Source organism: Blastococcus sp. SYSU D00868 (assembly GCF_054050575.1).
This window is the reverse complement of record NZ_JBJGZO010000017.1, coordinates 80,693-102,397: the sequence shown is the minus strand read 5'-3', so window position 1 is coordinate 102,397 and position 21,705 is coordinate 80,693. Positions and strand designations below refer to the sequence as shown.

The window sequence follows — 21,705 nt, the reverse complement described above, 5'->3', positions numbered from 1 at the left end:
CGCGCGCCCCCCCCCCCCCCCCCCCCCCCCCCCCCCCCCCCCCCCCCCCCCCCCCCCCCCCCCCCCCCCCCCCCCCCGGCCCCCCACGCCGCGGTTGAGCCGCCGAGCCCCGGGCATGATCGGGCGGCCGCCGTCGTCCCCCTCCGGGAGGTCCCCGCATGTCCCAGCCCGTCGAGTTCGCCGTCTGGGCGCCGGTGCCCGAGCGGGTGCGGCTGCAGGTCGACGGCGCCGTCTCCGACATGCAGCGCGACGAGGACGGCTGGTGGCGGGCCACGGTCGAGGCCGCGCCCGAGGCGGACTACGGCTTCCTGCTGGACGACGAGGAGACCCCCCGGCCGGACCCGCGGTCGCGGCGGCAGCCCGAGGGCGTGCACGGGCTGTCCCGCCGCTACGACCCGGCGTCGCACGGCTGGGCCGACCAGGCGTGGACCGGCCGCCCGCTGGCCGGCGGCGTCGTCTACGAGATGCACGTCGGCACCTTCACCCCCGAGGGCACGCTGGACGCCGCCGTCGGCCGGCTGGACCACCTGGTCGACCTGGGCGTGGACTTCGTGGAGCTGCTGCCGGTCAACGGCTTCAACGGCACGCACAACTGGGGCTACGACGGCGTCCTCTGGTACACGGTGCAGGAGGAGTACGGCGGCCCGGCCGCCTACCAGCGGTTCGTCGACGCCTGCCACCAGCGCGGGCTGGGCGTGATCCAGGACGTCGTCTACAACCACCTGGGCCCGTCGGGGAACTACCTGCCGCTGTTCTTCCCGGTGTTCGCCGAGGGCGCCAACACCTGGGGCAACTCGATCAACCTGTCGGGGCCGGACTCCGACGAGGTGCGCCGCTACGTCATCGACAACGCCCTCATGTGGCTGCGCGACATGCACGTCGACGGGCTGCGGCTGGACGCCGTCCACGCGCTGGTCGACGAGCGCGCCACGCACGTGCTCGAGGAGATGGCGCAGGAGGTCGACAAGCTGTCGGTGGCCGTGGGCCGGCCGCTCACGCTGATCGCCGAGAGCGACCTCAACGACCCGCGGATGGTGACGCCGCGGGCCGCCGGCGGCCTCGGGCTGACCGCGCAGTGGAGCGACGACTTCCACCACGCGCTGCACGCGACGCTGACCGGCGAGGGGCAGGGCTACTACGCCGACTTCGCCGAGGCCGGGCTCGGCGGGCTGGCCAAGACGCTGACCGGCGCGTTCTTCCACGACGGCGCGTGGTCGAGCTTCCGGCGGCGGCACCACGGCCGGCCGGTCGACACCGCGGCGCTGCCGGGCTGGAAGTTCCTCGGCTACCTGCAGGACCACGACCAGATCGGCAACCGCGCGGTCGGCGACCGGATCTCCGCCTCCCTCTCCCCCGGCCTGCTCGGCGTCGGCGCCACCATCGTGCTGACCAGCCCGTTCACGCCGATGCTGTTCATGGGCGAGGAGTGGGGCGCCACCACGCCCTGGCAGTTCTTCACCAGCCACCCGGAGCCCGAGCTGGGGAGGGCGACCGCGGAGGGCCGGATCGGCGAGTTCGCCGAGCACGGGTGGGACGCCGACGTCGTCCCCGACCCGCAGGACCCGGAGACCTTCACCCGCTCGAAACTGGACTGGTCGGAGCCCGCCCGGGAGCCGCACGCCCGGCTGCTGGCCACCACCCGGGCGCTGCTGGCGCTGCGCAAGGCCGAGCCGGACCTGGTCGACCCGGACCTGTCCGCGGTCGAGGTCAGCTGGGACGACGAGGACCGCTGGCTGGTCGTGCACCGCGGCGCGCTGCGGGTCGTCGCCAACCTCGCCGGCGAGCCGCGCGAGGTGGACCTGGACCGGACGGCGACCGGCGTGCTGTTCTCCACGGGTGACGAGCCCACGCTGGACGGCCCGACCGTGACGCTGCCCGCCGAGAGCGCGGCCGTGGTCACCACCGCCTGAGGTGCGCCGCCTGCTGCCGGCGCCGGGCCCGGCCACCGCCCCGGCCGCCGACCTGGACGACGCCGCCCTGGCCGACGCCTACCGGCTGCCCGGCCGCGCGGTGCGGGTGAACTTCGTCTGCTCGCTGGACGGCGCGATCGCCATCCAGGGGCGCAGCGGCGGGCTGGGCTCGCCCGGCGACAAGCGGGTGTTCCGCACGCTGCGCGCGCTGGCCGACGCGGTGCTCGTCGGCGCGGGGACGGCGTCGGCCGAGGGCTACCGGCCGGTGGCGGCGGACCCGGCGGTCGGGGCGCTGCGGACCGCGCTGGGGCGGCCGGCGTCGGCGCCGATCGCCGTCGTCTCGCGGCGGGCGTCGCTGGCGCCGGGCGACCGGCTGGCGGTGGACTCCACGATCCTCGTCACCTGCGCGGCCGCGGACGCGGACCGGCGGGCGGCCCTGGCCGAGGCCGGGGTGACCGTGCTGGTCTGCGGCGAGGACGACGTCGACCTGCCGCGGGCGCTGGACGAGCTGGCCGGGCGCGGGCTGGAGCAGGTGGTCTGCGAGGGCGGGCCGGCGCTGTTCGCCGCGGCGCTGGCCGCCGGGGTGGTCGACGAGCTGGACCTCACCCTCTCCCCCGCGCTGGTCGGCGGCGAGACCCGGCTGCTGCCCGGCGCGCTGGCCGAGCCGGTGCGGCCGCGGCTGTCGCAGGTGCTCGAGGAGGACGGCGTCCTGTTCACCCGGTACACGCTGGACGGCTGAGGCCGGGGCTCAGTCGTCCCCGCCCCGGCCGCCCCGGCCGTTGCCGTTGCCGTTGCCGTTCCCGTTGTTCCCGTTGCCGCCGTTCCCGTTCTCGTTGTTGCCGGGGCCGCTGTCGTCGCCCTCGCCCTCGTCGCCCTCGTCCGCGGGCGGCGGGGCGACCGCGTGGGTCACGGTGACCACGTCCCCGGGCGCGAGCGCGCCGACGGGGTCGAGGGCCAGCACGTCGCCCTCGTCGGCGTCGCCGGTGGCGACCGGGCGCAGCTGCACCCGCAGGCCGAGCTCGGTCAGCTCGGCCTGCACCCGGTCGACGGGGCGGCCGACGTAGTCATCGGCGGCCACCTGCACCGGAGGCGGCTCCTCGGCGGTCGGCGTCGCCGGGGCGCTCGTCCCCTGGTCGGCCGGCGCGCTCGCCGTGGTCTCCGCCTCCCCCGACCCGGGGTCGTCCCCGCTGCGGAGGACCAGCGCGAGCACGACCCCGAGCGCGAACAGGGCGACGAGCACGGCCGCCCCGGCGAGCAGGCCGCGGCGGGGACGTCGTCGCGGCCGGTCGGTGCCCGGTGCTCCGAACGGCTGCGGCGGCGGTCCGGCCGCCGGTGCCGTGGGAGCGGCGGCGGGGAGGACCCGGGTGACCGGCGGCGGGCCGGACGGCGTCGGAGCGACCGGCGGCGGCGCCAGGACGGCGGTGTCGGCCCGGTCGACGTCCGCGACCGGCCGGCCGGCGGGCGCCGCGTCGAGCGCGTCGCGGAAGGCGGCGCCCGTGGGGATGCGCTGCGCGGGGTCCTTGACCAGGGCGCGGCCGACGACGGCGCGCAGCCCCTCGGGGACGTCGGCGGGCAGCGGCGGCGGCAGCTCGTGGATCTGCTTGAGGGCCACCTGGACGGAGCTCTCGCCCTCGAAGGCGCGGCGTCCGGCGAGCATCTCGTAGCCGACCAGGCCGAGGGCGTAGACGTCGCTGGCCGGGGTGGCGGGGGCGCCCTGCGCCTGCTCGGGCGACAGGTAGTGCGCGGTGCCGATGATCTGGCCGGTGCCGGTGAGCGGCACGCTGGCCGCCGACGAGGCGATGCCGAAGTCGGTGAGCTTGCAGGTGCCGTCGCGGGCGACGAGCACGTTGCCCGGCTTCACGTCCCGGTGGACGACGCCGAGCGCGTGCGCGGCGCCCAGCCCGGCCGCGGTCTGCCGGAGGACGGCGGCGGCGCGGGCGGGGTCCAGCCGTCCCTCCCGCGCGAGCAGCTGGGACAGCGACTCGCCGTCCACCAGCTCCATCACCAGGTACGCGAGGTGCTCGGGCCCCTCGGTGATCTCGCCGTAGTCGTGCAGCGTGGCGATGTTCGGGTGGCTGAGCACCGCGGTGTGCCGGGCCTCGGCGCGGAAGCGGGCGAGGAAGGAGGCGTCGCCGGTGAACTCGCTGCGCAGCACCTTGATCGCGACGTCCCGGCCCAGCCGGGTGTCGTGCGCGCGCCACACCCGGCCCATCCCGCCGGTCGCCAGCAGCGACCGCAGCTCGTAGCGGTCGGCGATCACGGTCGGCCCCGGCTGCACGCACCTCTCCTCTGCCCGGCCCCTCCGGTGGGGTCCGGCCGTCCATGATCCGCCGCCCCGCCTCGGGCCGCCCGACCGGGCGTCCTCCGGCGCGTCACCTGGCGGAACGCCGCGAGGGCGGCCCGGGGAGTCCCCGGACCGCCCTCTGTGCAGTCAGGACATCAGCCAGGCAGACCCGCGGGAGCCGGAGTCAGGGGGTTCTGAACCCCCGAGCCGGCGACGCTGCCGCCAGTCACCTGCGTGATGCCGAACTCGATGTCGACCGAGAACGAGTCGCCCTGGGCCAGGTTGTTGTTGAACGTGGTGCCGCCGTAGTTGTCCACCAGGGTGAGCTGGAAGGCGACGCAGGTCTTCTGGCCCGCCGCCAGCGGAGCGGGGGACGCAGCCGACACGTTCTGGATCTGCGAGAGGATGCCGAGCGGCACGTAGCCGGTGGTCGGCGCAGGGCCACAGGTGCCGTTCGGCGAGACCGCGTACTGCTTGTAGGCGACGAGGGTCTGCGCAGCGAGGTCGCCCGCGCTGGGGTTCGTGCAGTCGTCCGCCTGGCCCTCGCTCGTCGAGGTGCAGCCGTCCTCCGTGTTCGTGATCTTGGTGACCTTGGCGGAGGGGTAACCGGCCACTCCCTGCCCGTCGTTCTCGACGAGGAACGTGCGCTCGACGCTCTGCCCCGGGACCAGTCGCTGCCCGGCCATGGCGGTCGTCGTCGTGCCGGTCGCGTCGATCACCAGCGAGCCCGCGGTTGCCGCGGTGTTGTTGACGGTGTCGGTGTCGCTGAAGGCGGCGAAGGTGCCGCTGGCACCGAAGGCGATGAGCGCGGCGCCGCCCATGGCGGCGGAGGCGATGGCGATCTTCTTCACGGTGGGTCTCCCTGTCGATGTCCCCGTCGACCGACGGACGTCTCTCACCGGGCGCTGCGCCCCCGGCGTCGACGACGAGACTCCGGTGCGCCCCCACCTCCGGACATCGTCGAATCTGTTGATCCGGCGCCACCCCGTCTCGCTCGTCACAGCCGTCCCGCTCGGCGCACGGCCCCCTCCAGAGGCGCGGCCGTGTCGGTGGAGTCACTCCGTCGTGGTCTGCTCTCCAGCGACGACCACGGGGGGTCCACGTATGCGCTGCACCACCACCGCTCCGGCATCGCTCCGGGGCATCGCCGGGCGGGTCGGGCCCGCCCGTGTCGCCGTCGTCGCGCTCGCGATCGCCCTGGTGGTGCTGGCCGGCCACGAGGCGCGGCACGCCGTCATGGCCGTGCTGGGCACACTCGGCTTCCTGGGCGCCGGCTGCGGCTTCCTGCTGCGCTGGCGGGTCACCGGGAACGACACGACGGCGCAGATCGGCGTCGGACTGCTGCTGGTCGGCCTGCACCGGCCGGCCAGCGCCGTCACCCACGCCTTCCTCGAGCACCGCTGGACGGCGGTGGGCCACACGGTCGCCCTCGTCGTCTGCGCGGTCGCGGCAACCGCCGTCCTGCGGGCCTTCCCCGGCGCCGGCACCCGCCGCCGTCCCGTCACGCTCGCCCTGCTGGCGGCCACCCTCGGCGGGGCGCTGCTCATGGCCCTGGGCGCGTTCGTCCCCGCGCTCGCCCGCCCCGGCCTGGCCGCCGCCTGCTTCGGCATGTCGCTGCTCTGGGGCGCCACGGCCGTCGCCGCGTGGCGCAGCGACCAGCTCAGCAGCGGCCACCGCCGGGCCGCGCGGGCCCTGGCCGCCATCGCGCTGATCCTGTCCGGGCTGACCGCCCTCGCGATGCTGCCCGCCGCACTGCCCGGCGCGACGCTGGCGGTCCGCACCGTGAACGACCTCGCGTTCGTGGCCGCCTCCGTCGTCGCCGTCCTCTCCGCCGTCCGCCGGCTCACCGACGCCCTCGCCGGTCAGGAGCGCTACGTCGCCGGGCTGCTGGAACAGGTCGCCGCCCACGAGCGCCAGCTCCAGCAGGCGCGCGCCTGCCTGCACGACGCCCGCGCCGCGGTCGCCGGGGTGCGGGCGGCCGGCTCCGCGGTCCGGCACGTCGCCGGACCGGCACGGGCCGAGCTCGAGGAGTCGATGGCCGCCGAGCTCGAGCGGGTCGAGCGCCTGCTCCGCCTGCCCGACCGCACCCCGCGGCTGAGCGACGTGGACGTCGACCGGCTGGTCCGCCCCCTGGTGGTCAGCCACCGCGAGCGGGGGCTGCGCGTCCGCTGGGCGCCGACCGGAGCCGGGCCGGTCGGCCTCGACGGCGACGCCCTCGCCGTCATCGTCGGCAACCTGCTCGGCAACGCCCTGGTGCACGCCCCGGGCGCCCTGTGCACCCTCACCGTCGAGGTGGGCGAGCGGCTCACCGTCACCGTCGCCGACGACGGCCCGGGCCTCCCGGCGGCCCGGCGCGCCGCGGCCTTCGAGGCCGGCGAACGCGGCGCCGCCAGCCCCGGCGAGGGGCTGGGCCTGGCCATCTCGCGCGACCTGGCCCGCCGGCACGGCGGCGACCTGGTCGCCGCCGACGCCGACCGCGGCTGCCGCTTCGTGCTCACCCTGCCGGTCACGCGGGCAGCGGGCACGGGCCCGACGGCTGTCCGCGCCGCCGCGATCCCCCGCCCCCGCGCGGCCGCCGATGCGGCCCCCGCGCCGGTGGGAGCGCGCCGGTGACCGCGCCGGTGCTGCTCGTCGACGACCACTCGCTCTTCGCCCAGGCCCTGCAGCTGGGGCTCGCCGCGGCCGGACTCCCTGCCGAGCGGGTCGTGCCGCGCACCGCCGCCGGCGTGCGGGCCGCCTGCGCCGCCGCCGCGCCGGCCACCGTGCTGCTCGACCTGCGGCTGGGCACCGGGGAGGACGGCGAGCCGATCGACGGCCTGGACCTGGTCGGCCCGCTCACCGGCGCCGGCTGCCGGGTCGTCGTCGTCACCGGCGAGGTGGGGGACGACGTGTGGGGCACCGCCGTCGAGCGCGGGGCGGCCACGGTGGTGGCCAAGGAGACCGCGCTCGACGACCTCGTCGCCGTGGTCCGCGCGGTGCACGGCGGCGAGCGGGTCCTCGACGAGGGGCGCCGGCAGGATCTGCTGGCCGCCGCCCGGCGGGCCCGGACCGAGCAGGAGTCGCGGCTGGCGCCCTTCCGCTCGCTCACGCCGCGGGAGGACGAGGTGCTGCGCTGCATGGCCGACGGCCTGCCCGCGGCGGCCATCGCGGCGGCGGCGCACGTCAGCGAGGCCACGGTGCGGACGCAGATCCGTGCCGTCCTGAGCAAGCTGCAGGTCTCCTCGCAGCTGCAGGCCGTCGCGCTGGCCCGCCAGGCCGGCTGGCTGGACGACCCGCTGGTGGCTCCCGCCCGCTGAGGCGGTCAGCCGTTCCGCGGGCCCCCGCCCCGGGTGTCGTTCCCGACCCCGTTGGGGACGTGGACGTGCACGTCGACCAGCGCCGTGTCGCTGAACCCGCCTCCGCTCTGCCGGAGGTCGAACCGCAGGGCGCCGTCCCAGTCGAGCGCGCCCTGGCGGGGGGCCGGGCCTGCCGCGACACGGACGACGAGGTCGGCGCCCGGCGTGGCGGCGTCCAGGCCGGTCAGCTCGACGGCCCCGGCCGCCAGGTCGCACAGATCCTCTTCGACGGGGACGGCCCGCCCGGGCACCGAGAAGCTCACCAGCACGTCGGGCAGCCGGCACGGGCCGGGCGGGGCGTCGACGGAGACCGACAGCGTCCCCGCGGAGCCGCCGACCAGCCGGGCGGTGACCTCCACTCCGTCCTGGTGCTGCGCGTGCAGCTGGAGCCGCTGGCCGGCCCGCGTCTCCGTCTGGATCTGCAGGCCGAGCGTGCCGGCGGCGGCCGAGGCGTCCACGCTCTCCGTGTCGGTGAACACGGCGAGGGTGCCGGTTCCGCCGAGCATCACGGTGCCGGCGAGGACGCCGCCCAGCGCCCACTGCGTCTGCCGCCTCATGCCGGCCGCTCCGTCCGGCGCCGGCGGCGCAGCAGGAGGAACAGCGCCCAGAACAGGGCCAGGGCGGCGAGGAGGACCCCGCTCCAGACGAGGGCCGTGCCCAGCAGGGAGGTGCCCGCGGCCTGGGTCCGCACCGCCGCGCCGTCCCCACCGACCGTGACCGAGGCGTCCGAGCGGCCCACGACCTCCCCTTCCGGGCCCCCGGTGGCGGGCGCGACCGGACCGCCGACGGCGCCGTCCGGGGCGGCGGCCGGAGCACCGGCCCCTCCGCCGGCCGCTGCCGGGGCTCCCGCCGCGGGCGCACCGGCGACGGCGTCACCCACCGGGCCGCCGGCCGCCCCGGCTGCCGGCGGGGACCCCGCCGGGGTGCCGACGGGCACCTCGACGGTCGCGCCGTCGCCGCCGTCGGCCGGCCCGCCCGGGAGGTCTCGCGCGAGGACGCGCAGGTCGACGACGACCTCGTCGGACTGGGCGCGGTTGTTCTCCGGCAGGTCCCGGAAGGTCAACGCGAGGTGCAGGCAGGTGACCCGGTCCCAGTCGGCGGGGGTGGCCACGGCGAGCTCGACCGGGCCGGATGCGAGGAGGTCCAGACCGCGCGGCAGCCCGATCGCCTCGCAGGCTTCATCCCGGATCACCCCGGGAGTCACCGTCGCCTGCAGTTGCCCGGCCAGTTCGCCCTGCTCGGGGTCGCACGACCGGTCACCCGCGGCGTCCTCCGGCTCGAGGCACCCCTTCTCGAGCTGGAGGAGCCGGGTCACCTGGACGGTGACGAGGTCGGGCACCTGGTCCCACGTGCCCGGCTCCAGCTCGACGGACAGCGCCTGGGTCTGCCCGGGCATCAGCGGCCCGTCGGCCGCAGCTGGTCCGGCCGGGAGGAGTGCCCCGACGGCGACCGCCACCACGGCGGCGGAGCGGGTCAGGGCGCGGCGCACGCGGAGGATGCTCCCCGCGGCCGGCGGGCGGCCACATCGTCAGAATCGATGATGTCGCGCGCCCCCGCGCTCGCGAGACTCGGAGCGTGCCCTCCCCCGCCCCCGCGAACGCGACCGCGCCGAACCCCGCGGTCCGCGCCCTGCGGCTGGTGGTCGCCTGGGCCCTGGGGCTGGTCCTGCTCGCCGGCACCGGCGCCGCACTGGGGGTCGCGCTCTACCCGACGGTCACCGGCGGCCAGGCGCTCGCCGTGCTCTCCGGCAGCATGCGGCCCGGCCTGCCGGTGGGCGGGATGGTCTTCACGCGGGAGGTCGACCCGGCCACCGTCGGGGTCGGGGACGTCATCACCTTCCAGCACCCCTCGGACCCCACGGCGCTGGTCACCCACCGGGTGATCGCCGTCGACACCTCGTCCGGCTCACCGGTGTTCACGACGCAGGGCGACGCGAACGAGGACCCCGACGTCGATCCGGTGCCCGCCTCCGCGGTGCAGGGCGAGCTGTGGTTCTCGGTGCCGCAGATCGGCCGGGTCACGGCGGTCCTGCACTCGCCCAGGGGCGTCGGCGTGCTCGTCGTCCTCGTGTGCGGGCTCCTCGCCGCCCACCCCGGCAAGCGCCCGGCCCACGACGAACCGGATGCAGCCGCGCCGGCCGACGTCGACGCCGACAACGCCCGCACCGTGGTCATGGCCCCTGTGGCGGTGGAGCCGGAGACCCTGCTGGTCGGGGCGGCGCGCCCGGCGGTCCCTGTCCCCCCGAGGCCGATGCGGCTGCTTGACTGACCAGCATGGACCTGCCCGTGCTGCCGCCGGTCAAGCCGATGCTGGCCAAGGCGGCCACGAAGCTGCCCACCGCCGAGGGCCTGTTCTACGAGCCCAAGTGGGACGGCTTCCGCTGCATCGTCTTCCGGGACGGCGACGAGGTCGAGCTCGGCAGCCGCAACGAGCGGCCGCTGACCCGCTACTTCCCCGAGGTGGTGGAGGCCGTGAAGGCCGCGCTGCCCGAGCGGTGCGTGGTGGACGGCGAGATCGTCGTCCCCGCCGGTGACCGGCTGCACTTCGAGGCGCTGCTGCAGCGCATCCACCCCGCCGCCAGCCGGATCACCCTGCTGGCCGAGCAGACGCCGGCCACCTTCGTCGCCTTCGACCTGCTGGCCCTCGGCGACGAGTCGCTGATGGAGCAGCCGTTCGAGCAGCGCCGGGCCCGGCTGACCGAGGTCGTGCGGCCGACCGACCAGGTGCACACGACCGCGATCACGCGGGACCCGGAGACCGCGCAGCGCTGGTTCGAGCAGTTCGAGGGCGCCGGGCTGGACGGCGTCGTCGCCAAGGCCCCCGACCTGCCCTACGGCCCCGACCAGCGGCTGATGACCAAGGTCAAGCACGTGCGCACCGCCGACTGCGTGGTCGCCGGCTTCCGCTGGCACAAGAGCGGGCCGATCGTCGGGTCGCTGCTGCTCGGCCTGTACAACGACGCCGGCGACCTGCAGCACATCGGCGTCGCGGCGTCCTTCCCGATGGCGCGGCGGGCCGAGCTGGTCGAGGAGCTGGAGCCCTACCGGGCGAGGGCACTCGACGGCCACCCCTGGCAGGACTGGGCGAACGCGCAGGTCGACACGAACGGCGAGCACCGGATGCCGGGCGCGCAGAGCCGCTGGAACGCCGGCAAGGACCTGTCCTGGGTGCCGCTGCGGCCGGAGCTGGTCGTGGAGATCAAGTACGACCAGCTGGAGGGACGGCGGCTGCGGCACACCGGCCAGTTCCTCCGCTGGCGGCCCGACCGCGAGCCGCGCAGCTGCACCTACGACCAGCTCGACGTCCCCGTGCGCTACGACCTCGCCGAGGTGCTCGCCGGGTGAGCCGCGCCGGTGACCTGGCCCGCACGGGCCTGCGGGGCATCGGGCAGACGCTGCTGACCATCGGGTTCGTGCTGCTGCTGTTCGTCGTCTACGAGCTGTACGTGACCGACATCCTGGCCGGGCAGGCGCAGGAGGAGCTCAGCGACGACCTCCGCGACCAGTGGGACGGCGCCGCCCCGGGCGGCACGCCGGCGCCGATCACGCCGGAGGTGGGCCAGCCGTTCGCGTTCCTGCACATCCCGGGCCTGGGCCCCGGCTGGAACCGGGCGGTCGTCGAGGGCACCTCCCAGGACGAGCTGGCCGAGGGCCCGGGCCACTACGTCGGCACGGCGCTGCCGGGGCAGCCGGGCAACTTCGCCGTCGCCGGCCACCGGGTCGGCCGCGGCTCGCCGTTCCTCGACCTGGACCAGCTGCGGCCCGGCGACCCGATCGTCGTCGAGACGTCGGACGCCTGGTACGTCTACCGGGTGCTGGGCGACCCGGCGACGGGCGACTTCGGCAGCGTCCCGGTGCCCGGCCGGCAGATCGTCTCGCCCAGCGACGTCTCGGTGATCTCCCCCACGCCGCTGGCGCCGCCGGAGGCCCCGCCGTCCGGCGCCTACCTGACGCTGACGACCTGCCACCCGAAGTACTCCGCGCGCCAGCGGCTGATCGTGCACGCCGTCCTGGAGGGCGGGCCGCTGATGCGCGCCGACGCCCCGAACGGCCCGCCGGCCCTGACCGAACGCTGAGGTAGACCCGTGTACTCGTGGATCTGGCGGCGGCTGCCCGGGAGTACCGGCAGCAAGGCGTTCTGCGCCCTGCTGCTCGTGCTCGCGGTCAGCGCGCTGCTGCTGTTCGTCGTCTTCCCGCGGGTGGAGCACCTGCTGCCGTTCACCGACGTGACCGTCGACCGTTAGCCGGGGGCGCGCTGCGGTTGCCAGGAACCCCTCCTACCCTGGTTGATCATGCGTGCCTCCCGCGGTCTGCTGGCCGTCGCGTCCGGCCTGGTCCTGGCCCTCACCGGCTGCACCTCCGGCGACTCCGACGAGCCGGACAGCACGGCCGCCGAGTCGACGTCGGCGGCACCGACGGCGGCGGCGACCGACGTGCCGCCGATCGAGCTGCAGGACTGCACCGACGACATCCTCGCGCTCGGCGTCGCCAACGACCGGTCGCTGAGCTACGAGTGCGGCTACCTCGACGTGCCGATCAGCTACGACGAGCCCGACAGCGAGACGCTGCCGATGTTCGTGCTGCGCGCCCGCTTCCCCGGCCAGACCGACCGGATCGGCTCGCTCGTGATCAACCCGGGCGGGCCGGGCGGCTCCGGTGCCGACGCCGCCCTGAGCTTGTCGCAGACGCTGCCCGAGGACGTGCTGCGCCGGTTCGACGTCGTCGGCTTCGACCCGCGCGGCGTCGGCCTGACGACGCCGGTCGAGTGCTTCACCAGCGAGCAGAAGGACCAGTTCTTCGCCGACGAGCCGCGGCCGGCGACCCCGGAGCAGCTGGACGCGGTGCTCGGGCTCTACGACGACGTGGCCGCCTCGTGCACCGAGGAGTACGGCGAGGCGCTGGGCGCGTTCAACACCGTCGACACCGCCCGGGACATGGACCGGCTGCGGGCCGCGCTCGGCGACGAGCAGCTGACCTTCCTGGGCTACTCCTACGGCACCACCCTCGGGTCGACCTACGCCGAGCTGTTCCCCGAGCAGGTGCGCGCGCTGGTGCTCGACGCCGCGGTCGACCCCGACGCCGACGCGCAGGCCAACGCCGAGGCCGGCGCCGCCGGCCTGGAGGCCGGCTTCGACGCGTTCGCCGCCAGCTGCACCGGGCTGATCTCCGGCTGCCCGATCGGCCCCAACCCGCGCCAGTTCGTGACCGACCTCCTCGCCCAGGCCGCGCAGGCGCCGATCGCCAGCAGCGTGCCCGGGGAGACCCGGCAGGCGACCCCGGGTCTGGTGATGACCGCCGTGACCGCCGCGATGTACGACCCGGCGTCGTGGCCGCAGCTCTCCCAGTCGCTGCGCGCGGCGCAGGCCGGGGACGCCGCCGGGCTGCTGTCGCTGGCCGACAGCTACTCGCAGCGGATGGACGACGGCACCTACTCCAACCTGTTCGACGCGAACTTCGCGATCAACTGCGCCGACACGTCCGAGGACGAGACGTTCAGCCGCGAGCAGGTGGCGCAGCTGGCCGCGGACTGGAACGCCCGGTACCCGCTGTTCGGCGCCGACTCCGCCGCCGCGCTGTACCTCTGCTCGGCCTGGGACGCCCCGCGCACCTCGCTGCCCGAGCGCGACGCCGAGGGCAGCGCGCCGATCGTCGTCATCGGCAACGCCGGCGACCCGGTGACCCCGCTGCCCGGCGCCGTCGACATGGCCGAGGACCTCACCAACGGCGTCCTGGTCACCTGGCAGGGGCAGGGCCACACCGCCTACCCGAAGACCGATTGTGTGACAGGCGCGGTCAACGCCTACCTGATCGACCTCGTCGTCCCGCAGGATGGCCTGACGTGCCCGGCGTGACGCCGGCGGGCTGACCTCGACGGAAGGGCGTACATGGCCTCCAGCAAGGACGCCGTGGTGCTGCAGGTGGACGGGCGCGAGGTGCGCGTCTCGAACCCGGAGAAGCCGTACTTCGCCGAGCAGGGCATCCGCAAGATCGACGTCGTCAACTACTTCGTCAGCGTCGGCGAGGGGATCCTGTTCGCCCTGCGGGACCGGCCGACGACGCTGGAGCGCTGGCCGGGCGGGGTGTTCGAGGGCGCGCGGCTGTCCACGCGGATGGACAACACCGGCGACGCCTTCTACCAGAAGCGGGTGCCCAAGAACGCGCCCGAGTGGGTGCCGACGGCGCACATCACCTTCCCCAGCGGACGGACGGCGGACGAGATCGCGCCCGACTCGGTCGCCGTCGTGGCCTGGTGCGCCAACCTGGGCACGCTGACGTTCCACCCGTGGCCGGTCGGCAAGGACGACGTCGAGTCGCCCAACCAGATCCGCATCGACCTCGACCCGCAGCCGGGCACCGACTTCTCCGACGCCGTGTGGGTCGCCCCGCACGTGCGCGAGCTGCTCGGCGAGTTCGGCATGCAGGGCTGGCCGAAGACCTCCGGCGGCCGCGGCGTGCACATCTACGTGCCGATCCAGCCGCGGTGGACGTTCACCGAGGTCCGCCGGGCGGTCATCGCGTTCGGCCGCGAGCTGGAACGGCGCCTGCCCGACCGCGTGACCATGTCGTGGTGGAAGGAGGAGCGCGGCGAGAAGATCTTCATCGACTACAACCAGATGGCCCGGGACCGCACGATCGCCTCGGCCTACTCCATCCGGCCCAAGCCACACGCCCCGGTGTCGGCGCCGCTGGACTGGGACGAGCTGCCCGACGTGCACCCGACCGACTTCACCGTGCTGACCATGCCGGAGCGCTTCGCCGCGGTCGGCGACAAGCACGCCGGCCTGGCCGACCACGCGTTCGGGATCGAGCCGCTGCTGGAGCTGGCCGAGAAGCAGGAGCACGACGCCGGCCTGGGCGACCTCCCCTATCCCCCGGACTACCCGAAGATGCCGGGCGAACCGATGCGGGTCCAGCCCAGCCGCGCCAGGCGTTCTACCAGCGAGAACACCTGAGAACTGTCGGGGGACAACGGGCGCAACGCACTCCCACCTGGCGCCCAGCGCTGCTTCGTTGCCCGAGTTACGCACCAGCCGCGATGCAGGGCCGCCGCAGCCTGCGACACGCGAAGCCGCGGTCGGGTCCGTCGCCGAGCATCAAGTCGGCGCCGACAGGCCCGGAGATCTACTGCCGGACGCGGACGGCGGAGAGGACGAGCTCGATCGACGCGTCCGCCTGGCCTCGCAAGGTGACGCTCGGGTCGGTGGTGCGGACCCAACGGAAGACCGCGCCCATGTACGCGTCGCTGAGGGTACGGGCGACGACATCGACATCGACTGATGCGTCGATCTGGCCGGCAGCCTGGCCGGCGCGGAGAAGCGGTGCCAGGTCGGCCAGGAGCTGCGACTCGTACTGGATGGGGCCGTTCGCCGATGTCCAGCCGAGCATCATCTGCCGGGAGATCTCTGACTCGGCCTCGACGAGCTCGCTGATCGTCCAGAAGTAGGCGCGGACTCGCTCCGGAGCGGTGCACTCGCCTGCCGTGGCGTCCGCGGCCACCGCGACATCGGCGAGTCGACGGGTCCAGAGCATGGGGATGTCGCTCTTGCGCGGGAAGTGGTTGAACGCGGTCCGTCGAGAGGTGCCGGCGCGCTCGGCGATGTCGGCCATCGTCGTCTCGTCGTACCCGCGCTCCACGAACAGAGCCGCGGCCGCTTCGTAGAGCTGGTCACGTGTGGCGGCGGCACGGGGACCGTCGAAGGCCTTGGGGCTTGCCACCGCGCTCCTCTTCGGACAGCTCCTTGACTGACTTGCACCTGAGTGCAACTCTGTGGCCCTCATCACTTGCACTTGAGTGCAACTCCGTTGTGGGGAGAACCGATGTCCACGATAACGACCACGCCGGCCCAGTCCCTGGACCCGTACCGCCCCGAGGTCCTGGACGACCCGTATCCGCTGTATGGCCGGCTCCGCGCGGCCGGTCCCGTCGTGCACGAGCCACACCGGGACATCTGGCTCGTCGCCGGGTACACCGACGGCGCGGCGGTGCTCCGCAACCACAGGGACTTCGTGTCGGGCGACGGGGTCACCTACAGCGCGCCGACCCGCGAGGTGCGCTATCCGCTGCTCGAGAGCGACCCGCCCGAGCACAACCGGATCCGCCGTGCGGTGCAGCCGGCCTTCGCCAAGTCGCCGGTCGAGCAGCTGCGCCCGGGGGTCGAAGCCGCTGCCGTCGAGATCGCCGACCGGGTCGCCGAACTCGAGCAGTTCGACGCGGTGCAGGTGGTGGCGCAGCCGATGCCCGACCGGGCGATGCAGTTGCTGACGGGGCTCACCCCGCCGAGCGTGCAGACCCTGGTCGACTGGAGTGACGCCGTCGTGCGGGCGGAGGAGCCGGCCGGGACGGCCCGGCACGCCGAGCTGCTCAACGAGGCGCTGGGGTGGCTGATCAGCGACGGCGTTCCGGGCATGCCGGCACACTGCCTCGGCAGGCTGCTCGTGGACGAGGGCGGCGCGAACGGGGGGCTGGCTGCCGAAGGACCCGAGCGGCTGATGACGCTCGCGTCCATCTGGATGGCCGGCATCGACTCCACCGGAGCGCTGCTCGGCAACGCGATCGACGCCTTCGTCGAGCACCCTGATCAGTGGGAGCTCCTGCGGAGCCGCCCCGACCTGATCCCGAACGCCGTCGACGAGTTGCTGCGTTTCGAGGCGCCGTTCCGGGTCTTCTACCGCCGCACCCGCGCGCAGGCCGAGATCGGCGGGGTCCCGGTGCCGGCCGGCGCCGCGGTCGGCGTGGTCCTCGGTGCGACCGGCCGCGACGAGCGGCAGTTCCCCGATCCCGACCGGCTGGACGTGTCGCGCGAGAACGCCCGCAGTCATCTCGCCTTCGGCGCCTCGGTGCATCTGTGCCTCGGCCAGCCGCTGGCCCGGCTCGAGGTCACCGCCGTGCTGTCCGAGCTGGCTCGCCGGGTGGAGCGGTTCGAGCGCGCCGGTGACGCGGTGCGCCACCCGAGCGGCACGGTGCGCAAGTTCGCGTCGCTGCCGGTCCGCGCGGTCCTCACCGAGGTGGCCCGGTGAACGTCTACGCGCACGGCGTGCACGACCTCGGGAACGGCTGCGCAGCCTGGCTGCTGCCCCCCGGCGGCTGGGGACAGAGCAACTCCGGACTGGTGCGCGGCGCCGGGCAGTCGCTGCTGATCGACACGCATCTCGACCTCGCCCACACCGCCGAGATGCTCGACGGCACCGCGTCCCTGCGGGCCGACCACCCGATCCAGTCCGTGGTCAACACCCACGCCGACGGCGACCACTGGTTCGGCAACCAACTGGTCGCCGGCCCCGAGGTGGAGATCGTCGCCTCCGAGGCTGCCGCCGCGTCGATGACCCAGGAGACGGTCGAGGAGCTGTCCTCGCTGTGGGAGCTCGAGGGCACGGTCGGCGACTACGTCCGGCGGTACGCCGGACAGTTCGACCCCTCGGGTGTCACCGCGGCACCCCCGACCCGCACCTTCACCGGCGAGCTGGAGCTCGACGTCGGCGGACGCCTGGTGCGGCTGCTGCAGGTGGGCCCGGCCCACACACCCGGTGACGTCCTCGTGCACGTGCCCGACGCCGGCGTCGTCTTCACCGGGGACATCCTGTTCATCGGCAGCGCCCCCCTCGTGTGGCAGGGACCGGTCTCCCGGTGCATCGCCGCCTGTGACGCCGTCCTGGACCTCGAGCCCGACACCGTCGTGCCGGGCCATGGCCCGGTCACCGACCGACAGGGCGTGCTGGACGTCCGCGACTACCTGACCCACGTCCTCACCGAGGCCACGCGCTGCTTCGAGGCCGGGCTGGACGTCGACGAAGCCGTCGCGGCGATCGACCTCGCCCGGTTCGCCGAGCTGGCTGAGGCGGAACGGATCACCGTCAACGTCGGCAACGTCTACGAGGAGCTGGATCCGGAGCGCCCCCGGGCGGACCGGCTCAGCCAGTTCGGCCGGATGGCCGATCTGTGCGCGCGCAGCGCGGCGCCGGTCTACGACGGCAGAGGAGCGGCACGCGCATGAGGATCGCACGCATCGACACCGGATCCGGTCCCCGGACGGCGGTCGTCGACGGGGACACCGTCCAGCCACTCGGCCCCACGACCGGCGTCCTGGACCTGCTCGCGGCGTCCCCGGACGAGCGGACCGCGCTGGTCGCCGGGACGAGGGAGGGCCGACCCCTCCCCCTGTCCGAGGTGCGGCTGCTCGCGCCGGTGCACCCACCCACGCTGCGCGACTACATCACCTTCGAGGAGCACCTGCAGGGCAGCCTCGCGGCCCTCGGGATCCCGGTGCACCCGAACTGGTACGAGCAGCCGGTCTTCTACTTCTCCAACACCAACGCGGTCATCGGCCCCGACACCCCCGTCGCCGTCCCGCCCGGGTGCGCGCGGCTGGACTTCGAGGTCGAGGTCGCCGCGGTCATCGGCCGGCCGGGCCGGGACCTCACCCCGGAGCAGGCGCGCGAGCACATCGCCGGCTACACCCTGTTCAACGACTGGTCCGCGCGCGACCTGATGACCCCGGTCGTGCCGATCGGGCTCGGACCGGTCAAGGGCAAGGACTTCGCCAACAGCCTGGGCCCGTGGATCGTCACGGCCGACGAGCTGGAGCCGCACCGGCGCGACGACCGGCTGGTCCTGGAGATGCACGGCGAGGTCAACGGTGTCCCCCTGCCCGGCGGCGGCGACACCCTGGCCAACATGGCGTGGTCGTTCGAGGAGATCGTGGCCTACGCCTCCCGCGGCGCCGAGCTCCGACCCGGCGACGTGCTCGCCTCCGGGACCTGCGGAGCCGGCTGCCTGCTGGAGTACTGGGGCCGGACGGGGTCCGAGCAGCCGCCGCCGCTGCGGCCGGGGGACGTCGTGACCCTCGTCGTCGAGGGGATCGGCTCGCTGTCCAACCCGGTCGTCGCGGGGGTCGAGCTCGTCCCGCTGCCGCGCGCCCGGGTCGCGCGGGACCCCCGGCCGCGCCGGTGGGAGCCGCGGGGCACGTCGTGACCAGCTACCCGGCCGTCTGGACACCGCGGGCAGAGGCGGCCGCCGACGCGGAGGTCACCCGGTTCGCGCGGTCCGCCGTCGCGTACGGCGGACCGCCGCCCGACGCGGGCTACGACGCCCTCTGGCGCTGGTCGGTGACCGAGCCGGCGGCGTTCTGGACCGCCGTCACCGACCACGTCGGGATGGCGTGGCACACGGCGCCCGACGCCGTCACCGACGGTGCACCCATGCCGCACACGCGGTGGTTCCCGGGCGGTCGGATCAACTACACCGGCCAGGTGTTCCGCACACCCCGCAGCGGCGCCGCCGTCGTCGGGCACGACGAGACCGGTGCGACCGAGGTGCTGACGTGGCCCGAGCTGGAGCAGCAGGTGGCCGGGCTCGCCGCCACCCTCACCACGCTGGGGGTCGGCGAAGGGGACCGGGTGGCGGGTTACCTGCCCGATCGCCCCGAGGCGGTCGTCGCCTTCCTCGCCGCGGCCAGCCTCGGCGCGGTGTGGGCGGGCTGCGGCACCGACCTCCGAGCCGACGCAGCGCTCGCCCGGCTCGGGCAGCTCGCCCCGACCGTGCTGGTCGCCGGCTCCGGTCACCACCACCGCGGGACGTGGGTGGACCGCATGGACGACGTCGTCCGGCTGCAGGCGGGCCTGCCGGACCTGCGGGCCACCGTCCTCGTCGGGGACGACCCTCCCCGCGGCGGCGCCACCATCCCCTGGGGCGAGGCCGTCTCGACAGGCGCCCGGCACGTCGACGCGCGACCGTTGCCGGCCGACCACCCGCTCTGGGTCCTCTTCACCTCGGGCACCACCGGCCCGCCGAAGGGCATCGTCCACGGCCACGCCGGCGTGGTCGTGGAGCACCTCAAGACCCTCGCGCTGCACCTCGACCTCGGACCCGGGGACCAGTTCTTCTGGTACACGACGCTGAACTGGATGATGTGGCAGCTCCGCGTCGGTGGGCTGCTGCGCGGCGCCACGGTCCACTGTTTCGACGGCGCCCCCGGCGTCCCCGCCCTCTGGCAGGTCGCCGAGCGCGGGCGGGTCACCCACCTCGGGCTCGGCCCTGGCTACCTCGCGGCCACCCGCGACGCGGGCGTGCGCCCCGCAGCCGACTGGGACCTCAGCGCCCTCCGAGTGGTCGGGTGCACGGGTTCGGTGCTCACGGCGCCGCTGCACCGCTGGGCGGCGGGCGAGCTGCCCGGCGTCCTGGTCGGGAGCACGACCGGCGGCACCGACGTGGTGAGCGGCTTCGCCGGCTCGGTCCCGACCGTGCCCGTCCGCGCCGGCGAGATCGCCGTGCGCTGCCTCGGCGTCGACCTGCAGGCCTGGTCCCCGGCCGGCGAGTCGCTCGTCGACCAGGTGGGCGAGTTGGTGGTCACCACGCCGATGCCGTCGATGCCCGTCGGGTTCTGGGACGACCCCGACGGCGCCCGCTACCGGGCGGCGTACTTCGACCACTTCGCCGCCACCCCCGCCGTGTGGCGGCACGGCGACTGGGTCACGGTCACCAGCCGGGGTTCCGTGGTCGTGCACGGCCGATCCGATGCCACCTTGAACCGGCACGGCATCCGCATGGGCAGCGCCGACATCTGCCAGGCCGCCGAGGGCCTCCCCCAAGTCCGGGAGGCGCTGGTCGTCGGCGTCGAGGAGGACGACGGCGGCTACTGGATGCCCATGTTCGTCGAGCTCCACGACGGGCTCGAGCTCGACGACGTCCTCCGCTCGGCGATCCTCACCGCCGTGCGAGACCACGTGTCGCCACGCCATGTCCCGGACGCGGTCATCCAGGCGCCCGCCATACCCCACACGCTCACCGGCAAGAAGCTCGAGATCCCGGTCAAGAGCCTGCTCAGCGGCCGGGCCGCCGTCGACCGGCATGCGGTCGACCGGCCCGAGCTCCTCGACTTCTACCACGATGTCGGCGCCCGACGCCGCGGAGAGTGACACCGCCGTGCCCGCACCGGACTCCTTCGAGCTGATCGTGCTCGACAAACGATCTCTCGCCGACGGCGTCATCCAGCTCACCCTCGCCCGACCGGACGGCCGCACACTCCCGCCATGGGAACCCGGCGCCCACCTCGACCTGCACCTCGGTACCCCTCCGGTGATCCGGCAGTACTCACTCTGCTCCTCGCCGGCCGACCGTGACCGCTATCAGGTCGCCGTCCTACGCGAGCCGCGGAGTCGCGGCGGCTCGTCGCACGTCCACGACCGGTTGAGCCCCGGTGACCGGGTGCTGGCGAGCGCGCCCCGCAACCACTTCCAGCTGGTCGCCTCTCCGCGTTACCTCTTCGTGGCCGGCGGCATCGGCATCACCCCGATACTGCCGATGATCGAGGCCGCCGAGAACGCCGGCGCCGACTGGCATCTGCTGTACGGCGGACGAACCGGCACCTCGATGGCCTTCCTGCCCGAGCTCGCCTCCCGCGCGGCTCGGGTGTCCCTCCGTCCCGCGGACGTCCACGGACCACTGGATCTCGCCGGGTTCCTCGACCGTCCGCGCGAAGACACCGTCGTCTACATCTGCGGCCCGGAACAACTGCTGCGCGCCGTCGAAGAGCAGTGCCGGCACTGGCCGGCCGGCGTGCTGCACCTGGAACGGTTCGCGCCCCCGGAACGCGTGACCGACCAGCCCGACCGCGCCTTCGACGTCGAGTTCGTCCAGTCCGGGATGACCGTCACGGTCCCTGCCGGGAAGTCCATCGTCGCCGCGGCCGAGGAGGCCGGCGTCCCGGTCGTCTACTCCTGCGAGGAGGGGACGTGCGGCTCCTGCGAGACCACCGTCCTGGACGGCGAACCCGATCACCGCGACTCACTGCTCGACGACGACGAACGCGCCGCGCGGTCATGCATGTTGATCTGCGTGTCGCGGGCGCTCACCCCCAGGCTCGTCCTCGACGCCTAGTCGCCTGCCGTCCTCCAGCGACGCGCGCCCCGGTCTCCTCGCCCTACCACGGTGCGGGTCAGGACTCTTGGCGGCCGGCTCCCGGCGCACGGACCCGAGGCCCCGGCCCGACTGTGGAGCGCCCGAGAAGTGGGCGTGCAGGACTCCGCATGTGCGGGCCCCCATCGGCGGCCTGCCGGCCCCCGTGGCGACGCCGCGGACCGTCTCGACCTGCCGCTGCCAGACGTCGCCCGCCGAACAGCAGCTGAACTCGGCCTCGGCTATTCGCCGTCCGCGCCGGCTTGAGCTCCTCGGCGAGAGGAGG

The 21,705-nt window shown here is 74.8% G+C and carries 20 protein-coding genes; 15 read left to right on the top strand and 5 right to left on the bottom strand.

The window, feature by feature from the left end:
- Window positions 1-158: 158 nt before the first annotated feature.
- Both treZ and ACI79F_RS15415 read left to right on the top strand, forming a co-directional pair.
- Window positions 159-1,910 carry a malto-oligosyltrehalose trehalohydrolase gene (gene treZ / locus ACI79F_RS15420; protein ID WP_456543258.1) on the top strand — a complete coding sequence of 584 codons (1,752 nt, stop codon included), beginning with the start codon at window positions 159-161 and terminating at the stop codon, window positions 1,908-1,910.
- 1 nt (window position 1,911) lies between these two features.
- On the top strand, window positions 1,912-2,649 hold the full coding sequence (locus ACI79F_RS15415) for a dihydrofolate reductase family protein (RefSeq protein WP_456543259.1): 738 nt from the start codon (window positions 1,912-1,914) through the stop codon (window positions 2,647-2,649).
- Between the two features lie 9 nt (window positions 2,650-2,658).
- Here ACI79F_RS15415 and ACI79F_RS15410 read toward each other — a convergent pair whose 3' ends face one another.
- The gene (locus ACI79F_RS15410) at window positions 2,659-4,188 is read right to left on the bottom strand and encodes a protein kinase domain-containing protein (RefSeq protein WP_456543260.1); all 1,530 of its coding nucleotides are present in this window, start codon (window positions 4,186-4,188) and stop codon (window positions 2,659-2,661) included.
- A gap of 161 nt (window positions 4,189-4,349) precedes the next feature.
- Window positions 4,350-5,045 (bottom strand): TasA family protein, encoded by a 696-nt coding sequence (locus tag ACI79F_RS15405; protein WP_456543261.1) that lies wholly within the window; start codon window positions 5,043-5,045, stop codon window positions 4,350-4,352.
- A gap of 253 nt (window positions 5,046-5,298) precedes the next feature.
- Here ACI79F_RS15405 and ACI79F_RS15400 point away from each other — a divergent pair, with 253 nt between their 5' ends.
- On the top strand, window positions 5,299-6,807 hold the full coding sequence (locus tag ACI79F_RS15400) for a sensor histidine kinase (protein WP_456543262.1): 1,509 nt from the start codon (window positions 5,299-5,301) through the stop codon (window positions 6,805-6,807).
- The gene (locus ACI79F_RS15395) at window positions 6,804-7,490 is read left to right on the top strand and encodes a LuxR C-terminal-related transcriptional regulator (protein ID WP_456543263.1); all 687 of its coding nucleotides are present in this window, start codon (window positions 6,804-6,806) and stop codon (window positions 7,488-7,490) included. Before ACI79F_RS15400 ends, ACI79F_RS15395 begins: the two co-directional genes overlap by 4 nt.
- Before the next feature lie 5 nt (window positions 7,491-7,495).
- Here ACI79F_RS15395 and ACI79F_RS15390 read toward each other — a convergent pair whose 3' ends face one another.
- Window positions 7,496-8,086, bottom strand: coding sequence for a SipW-dependent-type signal peptide-containing protein (locus tag ACI79F_RS15390; RefSeq protein WP_456543264.1), 591 nt, complete (start codon window positions 8,084-8,086; stop codon window positions 7,496-7,498).
- A complete protein-coding gene (locus ACI79F_RS15385; protein ID WP_456543265.1) occupies window positions 8,083-9,018 on the bottom strand; it encodes a hypothetical protein in 936 nt (311 codons plus the stop codon). The genes ACI79F_RS15390 and ACI79F_RS15385 overlap by 4 nt, the downstream gene beginning before the upstream one ends.
- 86 nt (window positions 9,019-9,104) lie before the next feature.
- Between ACI79F_RS15385 and ACI79F_RS15380 the strand changes: the two genes are divergently transcribed.
- Genes ACI79F_RS15380 through ACI79F_RS15355 form a run of 6 tightly spaced genes read left to right on the top strand, consistent with a single transcriptional unit; the run spans window position 9,105 to window position 14,481 of the window.
- Window positions 9,105-9,797, top strand: a complete 693-nt coding sequence (locus ACI79F_RS15380) for a signal peptidase I (protein ID WP_456543266.1) — start codon at window positions 9,105-9,107, stop codon at window positions 9,795-9,797.
- 5 nt (window positions 9,798-9,802) lie between these two features.
- Window positions 9,803-10,873, top strand: a complete 1,071-nt coding sequence (locus ACI79F_RS15375) for an ATP-dependent DNA ligase (protein WP_456543267.1) — start codon at window positions 9,803-9,805, stop codon at window positions 10,871-10,873.
- Window positions 10,870-11,604, top strand: coding sequence for a class E sortase (locus ACI79F_RS15370; protein ID WP_456543268.1), 735 nt, complete (start codon window positions 10,870-10,872; stop codon window positions 11,602-11,604). The genes ACI79F_RS15375 and ACI79F_RS15370 overlap by 4 nt, the downstream gene beginning before the upstream one ends.
- A 9-nt stretch (window positions 11,605-11,613) precedes the next feature.
- The gene (locus ACI79F_RS15365; protein WP_456543269.1) at window positions 11,614-11,772 is read left to right on the top strand and encodes a hypothetical protein; all 159 of its coding nucleotides are present in this window, start codon (window positions 11,614-11,616) and stop codon (window positions 11,770-11,772) included.
- A gap of 48 nt (window positions 11,773-11,820) precedes the next feature.
- Entirely contained in the window at window positions 11,821-13,380 is a 1,560-nt protein-coding gene (locus ACI79F_RS15360; protein WP_456543270.1) for an alpha/beta hydrolase, read from the top strand.
- Between the two features lie 33 nt (window positions 13,381-13,413).
- Window positions 13,414-14,481: a DNA polymerase domain-containing protein gene (locus tag ACI79F_RS15355; protein WP_456543271.1), complete on the top strand. Its 1,068-nt coding sequence runs from the start codon at window positions 13,414-13,416 to the stop codon at window positions 14,479-14,481.
- Between the two features lie 169 nt (window positions 14,482-14,650).
- Here the strand turns inward: ACI79F_RS15355 and ACI79F_RS15350 are convergent, their stop codons facing one another.
- Entirely contained in the window at window positions 14,651-15,244 is a 594-nt protein-coding gene (locus ACI79F_RS15350) for a TetR/AcrR family transcriptional regulator (RefSeq protein ID WP_456543272.1), read from the bottom strand.
- A gap of 102 nt (window positions 15,245-15,346) precedes the next feature.
- Between ACI79F_RS15350 and ACI79F_RS15345 the strand changes: the two genes are divergently transcribed.
- The 5 genes from ACI79F_RS15345 to ACI79F_RS15325 are packed head-to-tail and all read left to right on the top strand — an operon-like array spanning window position 15,347 to window position 21,401.
- Entirely contained in the window at window positions 15,347-16,546 is a 1,200-nt protein-coding gene (locus ACI79F_RS15345) for a cytochrome P450 (RefSeq protein ID WP_456543273.1), read from the top strand.
- The gene (locus ACI79F_RS15340) at window positions 16,543-17,520 is read left to right on the top strand and encodes an MBL fold metallo-hydrolase (protein WP_456543274.1); all 978 of its coding nucleotides are present in this window, start codon (window positions 16,543-16,545) and stop codon (window positions 17,518-17,520) included. Before ACI79F_RS15345 ends, ACI79F_RS15340 begins: the two co-directional genes overlap by 4 nt.
- Window positions 17,517-18,497, top strand: coding sequence for a fumarylacetoacetate hydrolase family protein (locus ACI79F_RS15335; protein ID WP_456543275.1), 981 nt, complete (start codon window positions 17,517-17,519; stop codon window positions 18,495-18,497). Before ACI79F_RS15340 ends, ACI79F_RS15335 begins: the two co-directional genes overlap by 4 nt.
- Complete coding sequence (locus tag ACI79F_RS15330; protein ID WP_456543276.1) at window positions 18,494-20,440, top strand: acetoacetate--CoA ligase; 1,947 nt, start codon at window positions 18,494-18,496, stop codon at window positions 20,438-20,440. The genes ACI79F_RS15335 and ACI79F_RS15330 overlap by 4 nt, the downstream gene beginning before the upstream one ends.
- 7 nt (window positions 20,441-20,447) lie before the next feature.
- The gene (locus ACI79F_RS15325; RefSeq protein ID WP_456543277.1) at window positions 20,448-21,401 is read left to right on the top strand and encodes a PDR/VanB family oxidoreductase; all 954 of its coding nucleotides are present in this window, start codon (window positions 20,448-20,450) and stop codon (window positions 21,399-21,401) included.
- The last annotated feature ends 304 nt before the right edge of the window (window positions 21,402-21,705 follow it).